This is a genomic window from Propionivibrio sp. (assembly GCF_049316945.1).
Classification (GTDB): Bacteria; Pseudomonadota; Gammaproteobacteria; order Burkholderiales; family Rhodocyclaceae; genus Propionivibrio.
In genome coordinates, this window is record NZ_JBMOJE010000059.1 from 1 (window position 1) to 15,342 (window position 15,342).

12 protein-coding genes are annotated in these 15,342 nt (G+C 57.8%); 10 read left to right on the top strand and 2 right to left on the bottom strand.

All coding sequences use genetic code 11. The annotated features are described in order from the left end of the window. The 9 genes from ACOYNV_RS14145 to ACOYNV_RS14185 form a co-directional block, all read left to right on the top strand. The coding region (locus tag ACOYNV_RS14145) for a chemotaxis protein CheW (RefSeq protein ID WP_422900433.1) at window positions 1–221 on the top strand (221 nt) is incomplete at its 5' end. 262 nt (window positions 222–483) lie between these two features. Then, entirely contained in the window at window positions 484–2,715 is a 2,232-nt protein-coding gene (locus ACOYNV_RS14150) for an EAL domain-containing protein (RefSeq protein ID WP_422900434.1), read from the top strand. A 32-nt stretch (window positions 2,716–2,747) separates the two neighbouring features. Further along, window positions 2,748–6,437, top strand: a complete 3,690-nt coding sequence (locus tag ACOYNV_RS14155) for a PAS domain S-box protein (protein WP_422900435.1) — start codon at window positions 2,748–2,750, stop codon at window positions 6,435–6,437. Between the two features lie 3 nt (window positions 6,438–6,440). Then, the gene (locus ACOYNV_RS14160) at window positions 6,441–7,604 is read left to right on the top strand and encodes an HD domain-containing phosphohydrolase (RefSeq protein ID WP_422900436.1); all 1,164 of its coding nucleotides are present in this window, start codon (window positions 6,441–6,443) and stop codon (window positions 7,602–7,604) included. A gap of 10 nt (window positions 7,605–7,614) precedes the next feature. Next, window positions 7,615–7,980 carry a response regulator gene (locus tag ACOYNV_RS14165; RefSeq protein ID WP_422900437.1) on the top strand — a complete coding sequence of 122 codons (366 nt, stop codon included), beginning with the start codon at window positions 7,615–7,617 and terminating at the stop codon, window positions 7,978–7,980. A 24-nt stretch (window positions 7,981–8,004) separates the two neighbouring features. Next, window positions 8,005–8,748, top strand: a complete 744-nt coding sequence (locus ACOYNV_RS14170; RefSeq protein ID WP_422900438.1) for a hypothetical protein — start codon at window positions 8,005–8,007, stop codon at window positions 8,746–8,748. Window positions 8,749–9,364: 616 nt separating this feature from the next. Further along, complete coding sequence (locus tag ACOYNV_RS14175) at window positions 9,365–9,790, top strand: acyl-CoA thioesterase (RefSeq protein ID WP_422900439.1); 426 nt, start codon at window positions 9,365–9,367, stop codon at window positions 9,788–9,790. Between the two features lie 145 nt (window positions 9,791–9,935). After that, window positions 9,936–12,542 (top strand): DNA mismatch repair protein MutS, encoded by a 2,607-nt coding sequence (gene mutS / locus ACOYNV_RS14180; protein ID WP_422900440.1) that lies wholly within the window; start codon window positions 9,936–9,938, stop codon window positions 12,540–12,542. Then, window positions 12,539–13,456 carry a metallophosphoesterase gene (locus tag ACOYNV_RS14185; protein ID WP_422900441.1) on the top strand — a complete coding sequence of 306 codons (918 nt, stop codon included), beginning with the start codon at window positions 12,539–12,541 and terminating at the stop codon, window positions 13,454–13,456. The genes mutS and ACOYNV_RS14185 overlap by 4 nt, the downstream gene beginning before the upstream one ends. A 36-nt stretch (window positions 13,457–13,492) precedes the next feature. Here ACOYNV_RS14185 and ACOYNV_RS14190 read toward each other — a convergent pair whose 3' ends face one another. Both ACOYNV_RS14190 and ACOYNV_RS14195 read right to left on the bottom strand, forming a co-directional pair. Then, on the bottom strand, window positions 13,493–13,984 hold the full coding sequence (locus tag ACOYNV_RS14190) for an FKBP-type peptidyl-prolyl cis-trans isomerase (protein WP_422900442.1): 492 nt from the start codon (window positions 13,982–13,984) through the stop codon (window positions 13,493–13,495). After that, window positions 13,984–14,451 carry a peroxiredoxin gene (locus ACOYNV_RS14195; protein ID WP_422900443.1) on the bottom strand — a complete coding sequence of 156 codons (468 nt, stop codon included), beginning with the start codon at window positions 14,449–14,451 and terminating at the stop codon, window positions 13,984–13,986. The genes ACOYNV_RS14190 and ACOYNV_RS14195 overlap by 1 nt, the downstream gene beginning before the upstream one ends. A 204-nt stretch (window positions 14,452–14,655) precedes the next feature. Between ACOYNV_RS14195 and ACOYNV_RS14200 the strand changes: the two genes are divergently transcribed. Next, window positions 14,656–15,336 (top strand): SIMPL domain-containing protein, encoded by a 681-nt coding sequence (locus ACOYNV_RS14200; RefSeq protein ID WP_422900444.1) that lies wholly within the window; start codon window positions 14,656–14,658, stop codon window positions 15,334–15,336. The last annotated feature ends 6 nt before the right edge of the window (window positions 15,337–15,342 follow it).

Below are 15,342 nucleotides of genomic sequence, written 5' to 3' on the forward strand. Positions count from 1 at the left end.
TCGATGCGGTGTCGGAGGTGCTGGAGATTCCCGCCAGCGAGATCGAACCGCCGCCGTCGTTCGGCGCAAAAATCCGCGCCGATTTCATCTTCGGCATGGGCAAGGTCGCCGGGAAATTCGTCATCATCCTGGAGATCAACAAGGTGTTGTCAGTCGAGGAGATTGCGCAACTGACGGGAACAGAAAGTACCGTTGAAGTTTCGGCAGTCGGCACATCTTGAACCTGAAAGCCGCGTCGAATGGCGTTCTACAAGACAACATGGTGGAGAGCCGCGTATTTATTGCCTCTGCCGGCATATGGCTTGTAGAGCGCCATTTGATGCGGGTTGCAGGGTTATCGAATAAATTGATGCAGTTCCAGCACGACGGATCAAGAAGAAATCGCTCGGCAACGAGTGATTGCGTGACCAGGATTTGCCGTCGCCGTAGCCGCTTTTCTACAGGCGATTCATTGACGCCAAATGACGTGGAAGGAAGGTGTTCGTGGAAACCGTAAAAACAGCCATTGAATTCAGCGCCACGCGCTCCAACCTTGCCCTGAAGGAATCGTGTGATCGCTACGCGTGTGTTTTCGAAGCCGCTCCGGCCGGCAATGTCAGCAGCGAAGGTATCCACGCCGAGGCGACTCGGCAGAACTGTGAGGCCTTCAATCTTGCCATCCTGGACTCCATCTCCGCGCAAATCGCCGTGCTTGACCGAAACGGCGTCATCGTGGCGGTCAACAAGGCCTGGCGAAGCTTCGCCGCCGAAAACGGCACCAATCCCGGCAAACTGACTGGCTTCACCCACATCGGAGTCAGTTATCTGGATGCCTGCCGGACCAGCGCCGGGGAAGCGCGGGACGGAATCATCAGTGTTCTCAACGGCATTTTGCCGCGCTTCAGCCTGGACTACCCGTGCCATTCGCCCACGGAACAACGCTGGTTCCTGATGAATGTCACCCCGTTGGGCAATGGCGTGGTCATCACCCATACCAACATCTCCCAGCGCAAGCAGACCGAGGAAGGCCGCGCTATCGCCGCGATGACCTTCGAATCGCAACAGGGCTTGATGATTACCGACGCCAACAACGTGATCATCAGAGTCAATCGCGCCTTTACCACCTTGACCGGCTACAGCGCCGCCGAGGCGGTGGGGAAAACCCCGGCCCTGCTCAGTTCGGGACGCAACGACCGGGCGTTCTACGTGAACCTGTGGCAGGTACTGAAGGAGAAGCTTTACTGGCAGGGCGAGATCTGGAACCGGCGCAAGAATGGGCAGATTTTTGCCGAATGGCTGACCATCACGGCCATTACCACGCCCGAGGGATGCATCTCGCACTATGTCGGCGCGTTTTCCGACATCACCCGCAACAGCAAGGCCGCCGCCGAGATTCACCGCCTGGCCTACTACGATCAACTGACACAACTGCCCAACCGTCGCATACTGCAAGAACGGCTGGGCCAGGCGCTGGCTTCCAGCAAGCGCAACGGTCTTTACGGCGCCATCCTGTTTCTCGACATGGATAACTTCATGACGCTCAACGACACGCGCGGCCATGATGCCGGCGATTTGCTGCTGGTCGAAGTGGCACAACGCCTGTGCGACAGCGTACGTAAAAACGATACGGTGGCCAGGTTGGGCGGCGATGAGTTCGTGGTTATCCTGGAAGCAGCGAGCGCGGGAGCCAGCGAAGCCGCCGTCAAGGCCAGGCAGGTTGGAGAAAAGCTGAACGAGGCCATCGCGCAGCCCTTCAACCTCAACGGCATCGAGTGGCACGCGACAATCAGTATCGGCGTCGCCCTGTTTTGCGCACAGGAGACCGTCGAGGAACTGCTCAAACATGCCGATCTGGCGCTCTATCAGGCCAAGTCCGCCGGGCGCAATACCGTGCGTTTTTTCGATCCGGCCATGCAGTTGGCTGTGGAATTGCGTAGCGGCCTGGAAGCCGAACTGCGCCAGGCGATCAAACTGGAGCAATTCCAGCTTTATTATCAGCCGCAAATCGATGCCGAGCTGCGCGTGATCGGCGTCGAAGCCCTGTTGCGCTGGCAGCATCCGCAACGCGGACTGGTGCCGCCGAACGACTTCATCCCGCTGGCGGAAGAAACCGGGCTGATTCTGCCGATCGGCCTGTGGGTAACGGAAACCGCCTGTGCCCAGCTTAAAACCTGGGAAGACGATGCGCGCACCCGTGACCTGAAAATCGCGGTCAATGTCAGCGCCCGGCAATTCCGTCAGCCTGACTTTGTGGCGCAGGTCCAGGGTGTTCTTCAAGCCAGCGGTGCCAATCCGGCACTCCTGAAACTCGAACTGACGGAAAGCCTGGTGCTGGAAAACGTCGAGGACACCATCGGGAAGATGCAGGCCATCAAGCGCCTGGGCGTCAAGTTTTCACTGGACGATTTCGGCACCGGTTATTCGTCTTTGGCCTATCTGGCCCGATTGCCGGTTGATCAGCTCAAGATCGATCAGTCTTTCGTGTGCAACCTGCCCGGCAACAGGAACGACGAGACCATCGCGCAAACCATCATCACCCTCGGGCGAGGGCTGGGAATGAAAATGATCGCCGAGGGCGTGGAAACCGAGGAGCAGCGCTACTTCCTCGAAGTCCATGGCTGCCATGCCTTTCAGGGTTATCTGTATAGCCGGCCGCTGCCGCTGAACAAGCTGGTGCAATATTTGCAGCAGGTTGACGCCCGCTCGACAGACAGTCGATTTGACCCATGCATCTAAGCAAAGTGATTACAGCGAGCAGATTTGATCGAATGCGCACACGCGCTCTGAATCGCTACTTCTCGACTCTCTCCTTCATCCTCGTGGTGCTGGTTGGTGGCACGCTCGGAATTCTGGTGCGCCAGCATGAAATTCAACAGATGGAGCAACTGGCCGAAGACCGCAATAGGGGCTTGACGCAGATTACCCGCAATTTGCTGTCAGCGGACCTTGGCGCCGTGCTTCAGAGCGTTGACGGCCCAGCCCCGGACCAGCAGAACAACACCCGGGTCAGGCTGACACTGCAAAACAAGATCGCGGCCCTGATGCACGATTCCGATGTGGTCAAAATCAAGTTATATAACATGCAGGGGATCACCGTTTTTTCCACTGACGCATCGCAAATAGGCGAGGACAAGAGCCGCAACGCCGGTTTTGTTTCGGCTAAGCGAGGAAAAGTGGCGAGCGAACTGACCCATCGTGATCAGTTCAGCGCCTTCGAAGGAAGCCTGGAAAACGTCGACCTGCTCTCCAGCTACGTTCCGATTGTTGAAAACGGGACGGTGGTGGCGGTGTTCGAGTTGTATCAGGACGTGACCTTGCTGATGCAGCGCATCGAAAGTTCTCTATGGCAGATCTGGACAACCTTGCTGGTCGTGCTCGGCACGCTCTATCTGCTGCTGTTGCTGGTCGTACGTCACGCCCAGAAAGCTCTGATAGCACAGGAAGACACCCTGCGCGCCATCAGTGACAACATGAACGAAGCCCAGCGCATCGCCCAGGTCGGCAGCTGGGTACTGGATCTGGGTAGTGATGAATTAACCTGGTCGGATGAAGTATTCCGTTTGTTCGAGATGGACCGGAACCAGGGATGCGCCACCTACCAGGACTTCCTCAAGGCCATTCACCCGGATGACCGCGACGCAGTGAATCAGGCCTACATTCGTTCGCTGGTGACACGCACGCCGTACCAGATCACGCATCGGCTGCTCATGAGCGATGGGCGCATCAAGTGGGTAGACGAGCGCGGCGTGTCCGACTTCGACGCGGCGGGCGAGGCGCTGCGCTCCCGCGGCACCGTGCAGGATGTCACCGAGCGCCGGCAACAGGAGGAACTGACCCGTCAGCTTCTGGCGGAAAATGAAACACTGCTGCGCAATGCCCTGGTCGGCATTGTCCACCTCAAGCAGCGGCGTGTCGTTGCCTGCAACCGCCGCTTCGAGGAACTCTTTGAGTACGCGCCCGGCGAACTGATCGGTGAATCATCCGAGCGACTTTACGACACGAACGAGAACTTTCTGGCGATCGGCCAGCGTGCTTACCCGGAACTGGAAAAAGCCGGGAGCTACTACGAAGAGGTGTTGCTGCGGCACAAGGACGGCAGTCTGTTCTGGGGCGCACTGAACGGTTGCGCCATCGATGATGCCCATCCGGATGAAGGCAGCATCTGGATTTATACCGACATTTCCCAGCATCGGCTAGCCGAGCAGGAGTCGGCCAAGCTCCTCCAGGCCGTCGAGCAATCCCCGGTTTCGATCTACATCACCGACCGCAACGGCGTCATCGAGTACGTCAACCCGAGCTACACCCGGATTACCGGCTATACCCGTGTCGAAGCGGTCGGCAAGACCCCGCGCATTGTGAAATCCGAACATACGACGCTGGCAACGCATCAGGAACTCTGGCACACCCTGCTCAATGGCCATATCTGGCGCGGTGTTCTGCGCAACCGCTGCAAGAATGGCGATCTGATCTGGGAGGAAACATCGATCTCGCCAATTTTCGGCACCTCGGGCGACATCACGAATTTTGTCTCGGTCAAGGAGAACGTTACCGAGCGCAAGCGCATCGAACTGGAACTGGAAGAGCATCGGGCGCATCTGGAAGATCTCGTTTTGCGGCGTACCGCAGAACTGAGCACAGCCCTGGAAACCGCCAAAGTGGCCGATCAGGCAAAAGACGAATTCCTCGCCAACATCACGCACGAACTGCGCACCCCGCTCAGCGCGGTGATCGGATTTTCCAGCCTGGCTCGACCTTATTGCACCGATGCCCAGCAGCGTGACTATCTGGACAAGGTCAACAGCGCCGGGAAAACGCTGTCCGGAATCATCGACGATCTGCTCGACCTGTCCAAGATTGTCGCCGGCCGCCTGGAGTTTGAAGCACTCCCCTTCAGCCTGCGCCAGCTTGTCGCGCGCTGCAGCTCAGTGATCAGTTTCAAGGCACAGGAGAAGGGGCTGGAACTGGTCGAGCGAATCGACAACGCAGTTCCCGATGTTCTGGTCGGCGACAGTCTGCGCGTGGAACAGATCCTGCTCAACCTGCTCAGCAACGCCGTCAAGTACACCCCCAGCGGACGGGTTGAACTACGCATCGGCCTGCATGACTTCACGGTCGGGAGAGTGTGCCTGAACATCGAGGTTCAAGACACCGGAATCGGCATGGGCGATGAGGACATCGCCCGGATGTTCAAGCCGTTCTCGCAGGCCGATGCGTCAATCACGCGCAAATTTGGCGGCACCGGTCTCGGGCTGGCCATCTGCAAACGGCTGGCCGAATTGATGGACGGCGAAATCAGCGTGGTTAGCCGTAGCGGCATCGGCAGCACTTTCCGCGTCAAACTCTGGCTGGCTCCGGGTGCCGCCAGCGAGCTGCCGGCGGTGGCCGAAGTTGAGCGCAGATCAGCGCCGGTGCGCTATCAGGAGGCGCGCGTGCTGGTGGTCGATGATCAGCCGTTCAACCGCGATATCGTCCACGGCTTGCTCGCCGTGGTCGGCATCACCCCGCAGCTGGCGAGCAATGGCCAGGAAGCGCTCGACATCCTGTGGCAGGCCACGGAAGCCTTTGATCTGGTCCTGATGGACATTCAGATGCCGGTCATGGACGGCCTGACGGCTACCCGCCTGATCCGCAGTCGAGACGGCTGTGCCCTGTTGCCGGTGATCGCCATGACGGCGCATACCATGACCCACGAGCGGGCGAAATGCATTGCCGCCGGAATGAATGGCCATATCGGCAAACCCTTCGACGAAGCTGGCTTCTACCGCGTCCTGAGGCGCTGGATACCGCGCAGCAAACAGCACCTGCAGCTTGCTGCCGCGAGCTCTCCGGCCAGCGTAAAGGCAGTATCTGGATTGCCGCCCCTGCGCGGCATCGATACCCGGGCTGGCCTGGCCCTGCTGCAGGGCGACGAGGAACGCTATCGGCACTGGCTGGGCGAGTTCATGGTGCAAGCGCCGATCGCCATGACCCAAATCAGGCTGGCCCTGGCCGCCGGCGAGTTCGAACCGGCCAGCATGGTGGCCCATACCTTGAAAGGACGCATGGGCTTGCTCGGCATGAACGCATTGCATGCCAGCGTGGCGGAACTTGAAACGGCGATCGACAGCAGAACCCCGACCGAAGAATGTCGACTTGATCTGGAACGAGGCGTCGCCGCCATGTGCGCTGAAATCCAGAATGGACTCGGCCTGACCGACAGCACTGCCGCGCTGGCTGAACCCTTGCTTGAGGCGGCGCCAGCCGGCGTGCTGCCGGCCTCCATCGCGCAACTGATCGGGCGTCTGCAAGCCGGTGACAGCAATTGCGACCGCTTGATCGCCGGCTGTCTGGCCGAGCACCAGGACACGGCCTGGGCGCCGCGTTTGCAGAAGGCGGTGCTGCATATTGACAACTTCGACTTTGCTGCCGCCTGCGGACTGCTGGCGGTCGAGTCACAAGTAACAACCTCAGGAGGCTAAACGATGGAAAAAATGATTCTGCTGGTTGACGACGATCCGGCCGTACTGGAAATTCTGAAGAAATCCTTGTGCCCGTATTTTCAGCTGCGCATCGCCACGCTCGGCCTGAAAGGGCTTGAACTGGCGCGCTTGCATCCCTTGCCGGACCTGATCCTGCTCGATGTCCGGCTACCCGACATGCACGGTTACGAGATTTGCCGGGCGCTCAAGCAGGATGCGCTGACGGCAGCGATTCCGGTGATATTCCTGTCCAGCCATTCGGATGTGGACAACATCACGCACGGACTTGAACTCGGTGCCGTGGATTATGTGAGCAAGCCGGTGGCAACGCCTATCCTGCTGGCCCGCGTCAAGACCCATCTGCGCTTGCGCGAAGCCGGCGATCTCTTGCGCGGGCAGAACATCAATCTGGAGTTGCTGGTCAGCCAGCGGACCAGCGATCTCGAAGCCAGAACAGCAGAGCTTGAAGCCCGAACGACGGAGTTGCAACTGAGCCAGGACCTGACCATCGTTGCCCTCGGTACCATTGCCGAAACACGCGACAACGAAACCGGCAACCACATTCATCGCACCCGCGCTTACGTCAAGGCCATGGCCGGGCGGCTGGCGCCGCTGCAACGTTACCGGGATACCGTCACCCGGGAGCAATGGACGCAGATCTGGAAATCCGCACCGCTGCACGATATCGGCAAGGTCGGGATACCCGACCACATCCTGCTCAAGCCCGGCAAGCTGACGGCAGAGGAATTCCACATAATGCAGCGGCATCCGGTGATCGGGCGCGACGCGCTGCATGCGGCCAGCAAGCGCATGGGGCTGGAATTCACGTTTCTCAGCGTCGCCAAGGAGATTGCCTACGGCCACCACGAGCGCTGGGATGGCACCGGCTATCCGGAAGGAATCAAGGGCGAGGCGATTCCACTCGCCGCACGCATGATGGCCATCGCCGATGTTTATGATGCCATGATCAGCAAACGCGTCTACAAACCCGCCCTGCCGCACGCTACCGCCATTGATGCCATTCGCGATGGACGCGGCGGGCATTTCGATCCATCGCTGGTCGATTGCTTTCTTGAAGACGCCGACGAGTTCCGTTGCATCGCGTCGAGATTCAGCGACGAAGTTGAAGAAGCTGTAGAAACAGAAGAAGCTGCTTTGGTTTTATAAGGAAAGTCACATGAGCGAAACATTCAAGGTATTTGTGGTTGACGATGATCCCTTCATCCTTGAAACGATTCATGGCATTCTCAAGCCCGATTTTGCGGCAGAAACCTTCAGCAGCGCAGAAGACTGCCTACTGCGTCTCGAAACGGAAAAGCCGGGCATGTTCCTGCTCGATGTACGCATGCCTGGCATGGATGGCTATGCCTTCTGCCGCCAGATCAAGGACGATGCCAGCCTGCGTCAGATCCCGGTGACTTTCGTTTCGAGCCAGGACACCCTTGATGCGCGACTGCAGGGCTACGATGCCGGCGGCGAGGATTTCATCGTCAAGCCCTTCCAGGCCGAGGAAGTGTTGCGCAAGGTCCAGGCCGCGCAATAAATCGCCGAAGGCAGACTGTCGCTGGTGCAACAACTGGAGGACTCGGAATTGCTCTCGTCGCTGGTGATGGCCAACATGGACGAATACGCCATTCTCCTGCGTTTCATGCGTGAGCTGATTACCCGGGAGTCCGAACAGGAGATCGCGGCCGGAATCCTCGAAATGCTGCAGCGTTACCGGCTTGACGGTGTGGTGCAGACAAGGGTTTCCCAGCGCACGCTGACCCTGAGCGCACAAGGAACCGACCTGCCGCTCGAAGCTTCCGTGCTCGAGCACGTTCGCGGCATGGGGCGAATCTTCGAGTTCCGGAACCGCAGCGTCCACAACTTTGATCGCCTCACCATGGTAATCAACAATATGCCGTTAAATGATCCAGAGTTCTGTGGCCGGCTCCGCGACCATCTGTGCATCGCCGCAGAATCGGCCGAATCCCGGCTCAAGGCGATCGAATCCGAGGAAACCAACGGACGAATCCAGGCCGGCATCCGGGAGACGATAGAGCGCATCCGTGCGTCAACCACCAATGCGCGCAGTGCCTTTTTGGGTGACCGGGCCGCAAGCGCCGAGCTACTGATGCTGCTGGATCAGGACTTCTCGAAAGTATTTTCACGAATTGAACTGTCGAGCAGGGACGAACTCGAGCTGACCGACCTGATTAGCACCTTCAGTGAAAACCTGTTCAACTTGCTCGATGGCGGGGAAGAAACGCAACAGGCCATGGAATATCTGGGAAAACGTTTAGGTCAGTTGGCGCCGGGGATGGCGTAAAGCTTTAACCTAAAAACCTCAGTTCAAACCACAACGACACAACGGGCAGCGCGAAGCCTCCCTGAAGAGGGACAACGAAAAGCCTCAGTTTTTCTGGATTTCATGGCTCACCCAAAGGGTGAATCATGAAAACAGTGTAAGTCATTGTTTTTCCGTTGTCCCTCTTCAGGGAGGCTTCGCGCTGTTCGCCGTGTTCGTTGTGGTCAACTGCTTTTTCTAGGTTTAACGCTAACCGGTCGTTAAGACAGGCCAAAACGGAAAGAAAAACTGGCCTTCGGCTCCGTGCTGCTGACGATCATGGGCTTGATTTTTTTCGTCGCGCTACTACCCCACATCCAGCAAAGCACCCGCAGATTACAATTGGGACAGTCCGTGAGTCAGTCCGGCATGATCATCCGAAGTCTCCACAGAACCGCTACAGCGCGTGGTGAAAATCAGGTTCGACTACTACACCGGGTGACCAATTCCGCCTTTGGCGCATCCTTGTTCGCACCTGATCCGCAAAGATCAGATGAGTCCTCGACATTCTTCAATCAAGACCGATAGTTCGCTCGACACCGTTACCCACTTTGTTGTTATGCTTCCCAACCCTGCCATCTGATGTCTGTAATAAATCATGTCTCGTATCCGGATCGAACTCCCCGAGCAGTTCCCCTTCGCCACCGAAATCACCCTCTACCTCATCCACATGAACTATGGTGGGCATCTGGATAATGCGCTCTTGCTCACTGTGGTTTCGGAGGCTCGTGCGCGATTTTTCCAGTCTCTTGGTTACACTGAACTTGATATTGAAGGGGTCGGCATTATTGTTTCGGATGCGGCCCTGCAGTACCGTTCGGAAGCATTTCACGGAGAAGTCATGGTCGTCAGCATGGGTGCTGCCAACTTCGGCAGCAAAGGCTGTGATTTGCTCTGGCGCATGAACGAGAGATCAAGCAATCGTGAAGTGGCGCGTGGAAAAACCGGGATTGTTTTCTTCGACTATACAGAGCGGAAAGTAACCCAGGTACCGGAAAGCTTCCGCTCACGGATCGAGTGCTGAGCAAGTAAGCCCGAAACATCGCGACGCGGGTAAATCCAGGCTGGATTCCAGATTTAACTGAAACAGAAGAATTGGCTTGCGCAAAGAGCAGGTTTTCACCTGTCGTTCAAATTGAAAACACCCTCAATAACTAGTAAACAATTGAATGAAAAGCATAAACAACAACAAGCCCAGTAGCACCAAGGAGTTGGCAAATCACACCCCGATGATGCAGCAGTATCTTGCGCTCAAGGCACAGAATCCGGACATTCTGCTGTTTTATCGCATGGGTGATTTTTACGAGTTGTTTTTCGAGGATGCCGAGAAGGCGGCGCGTCTGCTCAATATCACGCTGACCACGCGCGGACAGAGTGCCGGCGTACCGATCAAGATGGCCGGGGTGCCCTACCACGCCGTCGAACAGTATCTTGCCCGCCTGGTCAAACTCGGCGAATCGGTGGTCATCTGCGAGCAGATCGGCGACCCGGCAACCAGCAAAGGCCCGGTCGAACGGGCCGTGGCGCGCATCGTCACCCCGGGCACACTGACCGATGCGGCGCTACTCGACGACAAACGCGACGTGTTATTGCTCGCGCTCAGCACCAGCAAACAACTGGCCGGCCTGGCCTGGCTCAATCTGGCGAGCGGTGAATTCCGTGTTTCGGAAGTTGCTCCGGAGAAACTCGCGGCCACCCTCGAACGTATCCGCCCGGCTGAGATTGTCGTGGCGGAAAGTCATGAACTGCCATTCGCGCCCGAGGCAAAACTGACCCGCCAGCCCGACTGGCATTTCGACAAGGAAGCCGCGACGCGCGAGTTGTGTGCGCATTTCCACACCGCATCGCTCTCCGGCTTCGGTGCCGACGGGCTGCGCCCGGCCATTGCCGCCGCCGGCGCCCTGTTGCGCTATGCCCAGGCTACGCAGACACGCGCCCTGCCCCATGTTCAGGCGCTCATTGTTGAACGCGACGGCGCCTATCTCGGCATCGACACGGCCACACGACGCAACCTCGAACTCACCGAAACCCTGCGCGGACAGCCGGCACCGACGCTGTGCAGCCTGCTCGATACCTGCATCACCGCGATGGGTTCGCGCTTTTTGCGCCACGCCCTGCACCACCCGATGCGCGACCCGGCTGTTCCGGCGGCACGCCATGCGGCAGTCGAAACGCTGCTTGATGACGGGGGCCTAAGCTTGCGCGAGGTACGGCAAGCACTGCGCGGCTTTGCCGACATCGAACGTATCGCCGGCCGCATCGCGCTTTATAGCGCGCGCCCACGCGACCTCTCCAGCCTGCGTGACAGCCTGCACCGTCTGGCCGAATTGCGCGCCCCGCTGGCCGACACTCCAGCGCCTCTGCTCATCGAACTGCTCGAACAACTCTCAACGCCAGATGCCGCACTGGATCTCCTCCGCCGCGCCATCCTGCCGGAACCGGCAACCCTGATTCGCGACGGCGGCGTGATTGCCAACGGCTTCGATGCTGATCTTGACGAGTTGCGCGCGCTCAACGACAACTGCGGCAGTTTCCTGGTCGACCTCGAAGCTCGCGAACGCGAACGTAGCGGCATCGCCAATCTCAAGGTCGAGTACAACCGGGTGCACGGTTTCTACATCGAGATCAGCAACGCCAACGCCGCCAAGGTGCCGGACGACTACCGCCGCCGGCAGACGCTGAAAAACGCCGAGCGCTACATCACGCCCGAACTGAAAGCTTTCGAGGACAAGGCGCTATCCGCCCAGGACCGCGCGCTGGCGCGCGAAAAGGTGCTCTACGAGGGCGTATTGACGGCCTTGCAGGCCGATCTGCCGCAACTGCAGCGTATCTCCCGCGCCGTCGCCCACACCGATCTGCTGGCCTGCTTTGCCGACATCGCGCTGGCGCGCAACTACTGCCGACCGCTGTTTTCCGAAGAGCCCGGCCTGTTGATCGAAGGTGGCCGCCACCCGGTGGTGGAAGGCGAATTGTTTGCCAACAGCGCTGGCGGCGAATCCTTCATCGCCAACGACACGAAGCTGGGCGACGGTCGCCGCCTGCTACTCATCACCGGCCCGAACATGGGCGGCAAATCGACCTACATGCGGCAGACGGCACTGATCGCCCTGCTCGCTCACGTAGGCAGTTTCGTACCGGCGAACCGCGTGCTGCTCGGCCCGCTCGACCAGATTTTCACGCGCATCGGCGCGTCCGACGATCTGGCCTCCGGACGCTCGACTTTCATGGTCGAAATGACCGAATCGGCGGCCATCCTGCATCACGCCACCGAAAACAGCCTGGTACTGATGGACGAAGTCGGACGCGGCACCTCGACCTTCGACGGCATGGCGCTGGCCTTCGCCATCTGCCGCCACCTGGTCGTAAAAAACCGTGCGCTGACGCTGTTCGCCACGCACTACTTTGAACTCACCCTGCTGGCCAACGAATACGCCGATCTGGCCAATGTGCATCTCGACGCTATCGAGCATGGCGAGCGCATCGTATTCCTGCACGCCGTCGAGGAAGGCCCTGCCAACCAAAGCTACGGCATCCAGGTAGCCGCGCTGGCCGGCATCCCCTCCTCGGTAGTCAAGGCCGCACGGCGGCAGTTACGCGAATTCGAGCAGCGCGCGTCGATCAATCCGCTGCAACCGGATCTCTTTGCATCCATTCCGGAACCCGCTGTAGCTGAGCCAAATCCGGCCATGGAGCGACTGGCCGCTATCGATCCCAACGAACTGACGCCGAAGCAGGCGCTAGACGCCCTTTATGAACTCAAGGCGCTTAGTCGATGAAACGCCTGCTGGCAACGCTTGGCTTAATCATTGCATTTAGCGCACAGGCAGAAACCTGGCGCTTTGCGCTGATCGGCGACGTTCCCTACAGCGACCATGAACGGCGCGAATTGCCGCTCATGCTTGACGACATTGCCACCGAACATCTGGCCTTCATTGTCCATGCCGGCGATTTCAAGCGCAGCAATGCCAAATGCAGTGATGAGCTTTTTCTGGATCGCCACGCCCTTTTCGAGGCCTCCAGCGTGCCGTTCATCTACGTTCCTGGCGACAACGAATGGACCGACTGCACGCGCGTTATTACCGGTCATTTCAGTGAGTTGGAGCGCTTGGGCAAGTTGAGGGAGATCTTCTTCGCCGAACCGCTTTCACAAGGCAAATCGAAAATTCCGGTCGAGCAGCAATCTGCCGCTTACCCGGAACATCTGCGCTGGCGCCTCGGAACGGTTCTATTTTTGTCGCTCAACGTTCCCGGCCCGGACAACAATTTCGGAATGAGCAAGGAAGCGAGTCCAGAGTTCCTGGCGCGGAATCCGATCGTGATCGATTGGCTTAAGCAAGGATTTTCCACTGCCAGACGAGAAAAATCTGCGGGCATCGTCATCGTCATGCAAGGCAATCCAGGCTTCAAACATTTCACCATCGGTTTTGGACACAGCGGCTATCTCGAACTGCTGGAAATCCTGCGCAACGAAACACTCGCCTTTCCCGGGCAAGTGCTTCTCGTGCATGGCGACACCCACTGGCAACGCATCGACCACCCGCTACACCATCCGGAAACCAAAGAGCAGATCAGCAACTTCACGCGTGTCGAAACCTTTGGCTATCCATTCATGGGATGGGTCAAGGTCATCATCGACAATGAAGATCCGGCACTCTTTCGCTTCGAAGTACAGCCGCACAAGTCACGCTGATTTACTCAACACCTGAAGCATGAAAACCGGCTCAGATCAGTCTTCGTCGCAATCACCTTCGTGAATATGCCCGTGCTCGATCTCCTCCGCACTGGCCGGGCGTACAGCGGTCACCGTACAGGTAAACACCAGCGCCATGCCGGCCAAAGGATGATTGCCATCGAGCACCACCTTGTCATCGGCAATTTCAGTTACGCGATAGATCAGGATATCGTCTTCGTCATCACTGTCGGGCACGCCCTCAAACTGCATACCGACCTGCAACTCCTTGGGGAAATCCGTGCGCGGTTCAATCTGAATCAGTTCGGCATCGTATTCACCGAAAGCGTCGTCGGGCTGCATTTTCACGATGACCGATTCGCCAATCCTTTTCTCCTGAACGGCTTCTTCGATCATGGGGAAAATATCATCGTAACCGCCGTGCAGATAAACCAGTGGCTCCTGACCGGCATCAACGAGTTCACCATCCGGATCGCTGACGCTGTAATCGAGGGTAACAACGGTGTTCTTTACCACTTGCATGTTCATTAATTGAGTTCCTTCACCACGCGCAACACATCCAGCGCGTGGCCTTTGGCATTGACTCCGTAAAGCACGATTCGGAGAACACCTTGTTTGTCGATGACGAAAGTAGAACGCAGGATGCCATGTTTCTTGACACCATCAACTTCTTTCGCCTGCCACACACCGTACTGCTTGCACGCCGCACCCTCGGAATCCGACAGCAGGCGCACCGAGATACCATGCTTGTCACGAAATTCAGCGTGCTTCATGCAATCATCCCGGCTGATGCCAATGACAGTGCATTCGTGACGTGCAAACTCATCCTCGTGATCGGAAAAATCGGTTGCTTCAAGTGTACAGCTCGGTGTGTCGTCTCTAGGGTAAAAAAACAGGATGACATTGTTTTTGCCGTGATATTGGGCAATATCGATGGACTCCATATCCGAATCAGGAAGAACGAACATCGGTGCAGCCTGTCCAACTTTCAGCATTTTGACTCCTCAAAGACCCAACCTTTTCGCACCATGCAGTTGGGTCAGACGGATTCTAACCAAGCTTCTTGCGCCTGACTACAAGAAATCGAAGTTATCTCCGGGCTAAAGGGCTTGGCTTTGATAGGCACCCCAAATAATGAAAGCCCTGCTTGAGACTTCCAGTATTTGAAAAAATTCGATGATTCATGACACGGAGAACCTATGACAAACCTGCTTCGCTCAATACGTACCCTGCCTTTGCTGGCTTTTCTGATCGCCATTCCGGCATTGGCAGCACCGACCATCATTGAACTCTCTTCAGAAGCGAGCCGCCCCGCTATCAACGATCTGGTTCGTGCGACAGTCTCTGCAGAAGCCACCGGAACAACGCTGGGCGAACTGTCAAAACAGGTCAACAGTTTGATCGCCGAGGCACTGAAAACTGCCAAAGCCTTCCCACGCGTAAAGACTCAGAGCGGCAACACCAGCACTTACCCGATCTACTCGAAAGGAGGAAAGATCGAATCGTGGCGCATACGTTCGGAGCTTTCGCTCGAATCCGGCGACACTGCCGCATTGTCCGAGTTGCTCGGCAAACTTCAATCCTCGCTCGGCGTCTCCAATCTAGTGCTGCAACCCTCCCCAGAAACCCGCAAGAAGGCAGAAAACGAGGCGATGCTCGACGCGATCGCGGCCTTCAAGGCTCGCGCCAAGGTGATTGCAGACGCCTTTGGAAAGCCCTATCGCATCAAGCAACTATCGGTGAATACCAGCGGCAATGTAGTTCAGCCGTTATTCCGTGCGACCGCAAAAGCAATGATGGCTGATGCAGCACCAATGCCGATGGAAGCTGGCGAGTCGCAGATTAGTGCCACTGTCTCCGGGCAAATCGAGCTTGAATAAAACGGC